Source organism: Microcystis sp. M090S1, from assembly GCF_020246295.1.
GTDB classification, from domain to species: domain Bacteria; phylum Cyanobacteriota; class Cyanobacteriia; order Cyanobacteriales; family Microcystaceae; genus Microcystis; species Microcystis aeruginosa.
Map to the genome: position 1 here is coordinate 1 of NZ_JADBTF010000039.1, position 3,724 is coordinate 3,724.

3 protein-coding genes are annotated in these 3,724 nt (G+C 50.4%); all 3 read left to right on the forward strand.

The features are described 5' to 3' along the window. A partial coding sequence (locus IM477_RS01615) for a transposase (RefSeq protein ID WP_287730271.1) occupies positions 1 to 180 on the forward strand: 180 nt, incomplete at its 5' end. Between the two features lie 830 nt (positions 181 to 1,010). Then, the gene (locus tag IM477_RS01620) at positions 1,011 to 1,472 is read left to right on the forward strand and encodes a hypothetical protein (protein WP_002780536.1); all 462 of its coding nucleotides are present in this window, start codon (positions 1,011 to 1,013) and stop codon (positions 1,470 to 1,472) included. A 431-nt stretch (positions 1,473 to 1,903) separates the two neighbouring features. Next, positions 1,904 to 3,607, forward strand: a complete 1,704-nt coding sequence (locus IM477_RS01625; RefSeq protein WP_287730274.1) for an SLC26/SulP family anion transporter — start codon at positions 1,904 to 1,906, stop codon at positions 3,605 to 3,607. The last annotated feature ends 117 nt before the right edge of the window (positions 3,608 to 3,724 follow it).

Genomic DNA, 3,724 nt, shown 5'->3' on the forward strand with positions numbered 1-3,724 from the left:
AACTTAAAATCAACTTCTTGCCAGCTGATGTGGGATAACTTTTCAGACCACTTGAAAGAGATATATGGTCAAGATAAGAGAATTTTGTGGACAGGGGCATATTTTGTGGCTAGTTGTGGCGGTGTCACAATAGACCAACTTAAGAAATATGTAGAGAATCAGGATTCCCCTGAATATTAGCTGTGCTTCGTCTCACTGAGCCTTTACATTGAGCCTTTACATTGAGCCTGTCGAAATGTGTCGAAATGTGTCGAAGTGCTGTTTTATCGAAAATTTGGGTTGAAAACCCCGTCCTAAAAGGACGGCTTTGTGTTAGGATTCTAGTGGTCTAAAAAACCCGCCCTATCATAGATACTCCTCCAATAAACATACTAGGTTGAAAGTCCTGCAACGGGTTGAGGATGAGTAAGGGGAAGCTGACGGCCGCTGGAAACCCCATGCTAGAGGCAAAACGTAACCTAGGTCGGTATGTACAAACCCAAAAAAGTATTGGTCGCCGGAGGACATACGTTCGACTTTAAATGGACGGGTCGGAAGGCATAAGACTACCGCTAAGGTAGCAGTATCCTGTGAAGCGTCAACCCCATTCAACGACCATCCTAAAAAGGTGGCGTGGTGAGGAATCACCGCTCGTTTACGGCGGTGAGGATGTCAAACTGGTCGGTTTTTCATCTCGTCGGTGAAACCGAGAGTTCCTTCAAACCGACATTTAAGGTAAATATTGAATCCTAGCTTTCTTGGGTATGTGAGCGGGGTTTGTGCTTGGTTCGGAGAGTAAAAACGAGGAGCAATTCTCTGAAAATCTCACGGGTTGACGCACAAAAATTAACCCCAGAAGAAACAGGAGAACTCGCTCCACTGCGAGCGATAATGACCAAGTCCCGCGCCAAAAATTAGAATTAGTGAGAACTTTGGTCACGGAAAAAGTCAAGGCGGGACAATTAAGGCTTAATTATCTTTAATCGTCCCCGAAGAGCCAATTTTAGAAAAACTTAACGGGAAAAACTATCATGTTGACAAAAACTTTCAGCTTTCTCTGGGCTGGTTTAATCCTCGGACTGACCTCGATGGCCGTTGTCGCCAGTACCAAAGATCAGGCTACCGAACTTCCGAAAAACTGTCAGTACCTCAAGGAAGTAGCCACTAATCAGACCCATATCCGCAAACAGATCGATGCCATAGGAAAGAATAACTTTAACACCGATTTCGCCGTTCCCTCCGGGGTGAAATTCGCCTCTTTTAAAGGGGTAATGGTTCCCGAAAACGATGGCAAATACGGAGTGACGATCAATCTCAAATATCCCGATAATTCAGTCAATAGCGCCTTCCAGAAAAATGTCGAAATGAAACGGGGCGAAACCTATTCTTTACCCTTCCAATCACCCACGGGTAGACAGCCCTATCAGATTAATTTTAATATTAACGGCATGAATAATAACGCCTACACGATCGCGGTAATGGCCTGTAAATAGCGATCGCTTTTATTGATAACCCTCTGGAGAGGCGAGGAAAAAGGCGATCGCTCGCCGACAGGAAAGTTTTCCGCCAGGGCTAAAGGTCGAGGTCGCTTTTGAGACGACTACTTTCGACAATCTGGCGATAACACCAGAGGCGATCCTCCACGCCATCATTTGTTGGCGGCGGCGGGAGCAGCCGCGCTCAGTCGTTGGTTGATCGGGACGGTAAGCTTCGGGGGCTATTTGGTTGCCACTCTCTTAAGTTTAGCGATCGCTCCGATTTTATACGTTATCATTAAGACCTTGGCCGATAAATTTCCCGGTTCGGATGTAAGCAAAATCAACTAGAAAAAACCGGGTTAAACCGGCGAAAAAGTATTCCTACCGCTAGTTGAGCGGGGGGCGGCATTTTCGAGACATTTTCGATGACAGGAGAAGAGATGAGGATGCCTACTCGATTAAATTTTTCTAGGGAGCGGTTTTCTCTACCCGGGTTAAAGCGTCTGCGATCCTATCGCTCGGCCTGGTTGCGGGGAGATGTCATCGCGGGGATCACCGTGGCAGCCTATCTCGTTCCCCAATGTCTGGCCTATGCGGAACTGGCCGGAGTACAACCGATCGCCGGATTATGGGCGATCCTACCGCCGCTGCTCATCTATGCCCTGCTCGGTTCCTCACCACAACTCTCCGTCGGGCCGGAATCGACGACGGCAGTAATGACCGCCGCCGCTATCATGCCCCTCGTCGCCGGGGATAGTAGTAACTACGCCAGTCTGTGCAGTCTATTGGCCCTACTCGTGGGGAGCGTCTGCTGCGTCGCCGCTTTCGCCCAGTTGGGGTTTCTCGCCGATCTCCTCTCCAAACCGATCCTCGTCGGCTACATGGCCGGAGTAGCGGTGATCATGATCGTCGGTCAGTTGGGAAAAATTAGCGGGATGTCACTGAAAGCGGAATCGCTTTTCGGACAGATCGGGGAATTTTCGGGACATTTATCCGAGATTCACCCACCAACTCTGATTCTTGCCGCCGGTGTTTTAATTTTCCTGCTAGTGGTACAACGTCGCTTTCCCAATGCCCCCGGCCCTTTACTCGCGGTTCTACTGGCGACATCGGCAGTATATTTGTTCCAGCTGAACGAGCGAGGCATCGCCGTGATCGGGGAAATTCCCGCCGGTTTACCGAGTTTGAAAGTACCGAGGGGTTTTTCTTCCCAGCAGTTCGTCTATTTACTCTCCTCGGCCATCGGTATCGCCCTCGTAGGCTATTCCGATAACGTCTTGACCGCGCGCGCGTTCGGGGCGAAAAACAACTATCGCATCGATGGCAATCAGGAATTACTCGCCCTGGGAGCGCTGAATATCGGTAACGGCATCATGCAAGGCTTTCCCGTCAGCAGTAGCGGCAGTCGCACGGCGATCGGCGATTCTCTGGGCAGTCGATCGCAACTGTTTTCCCTCGTGGCTTTTCTGATCGTGATTTTGGTACTTTTGTTCTTGCGCCCGCTGCTATCCCTGTTTCCGAAAGCGGCCTTGGGGGCGATCGTGATTTACGCCGCGCTCCGTCTGATCGAGATCTCGGAGTTCAACCGTCTGCGTTGTTTCAAAACCAGCGAGTTCCGATTGGCGCTCGTCACCATGTTCGGTGTCCTGGCCACCGATATCCTCGTCGGGGTGGGCGTTGCCGTGGGGTTATCGGTGGTCGATCTGTTCGCACGGCTGATGCGACCACACGATGCGGTTTTGGGGGAAGTGCCGAATCTGGCGGGCCTGCACGACATCGAGGACTGGAAGGGCGCAACGACGATCCCCGGATTGGTTCTCTACCGTTACGACGCGCCCCTCTGTTTCGCCAACGCCGAGAATTTTCGGAAACGGGTAATAGCGGCGATCGAGGCGGAGAAAGTCCCCGTCGAGTGGTTCGTTCTCAACGCCGAAGCGATTCTAGATATCGATATTACGGCGGTCGATATGTTGAAAGAATTACATCGAGAATTAATCGGTAGTGGTATTACTTTTGCCATGGCGCGGGTGAAGCAAGATTTATATCAGCAATTAAAAAAAGGAGACCTATCCGAGACGATCTCGACCGAACGTATTTATCCAACCCTAGAGGAAGCGATCGAGGCGTTTCATCGGAAATTTTGGGTCTGAAACCCCGCCGTTCTAGGTTGGCTTTACGTTAGAATTAAAAGGCCAGTCTCGAAAACCAAGTGGACGGCGCAGCACCTTGAAAACTCGGCTTAGGGGGTTCCGACCAGAAAAGCTTGG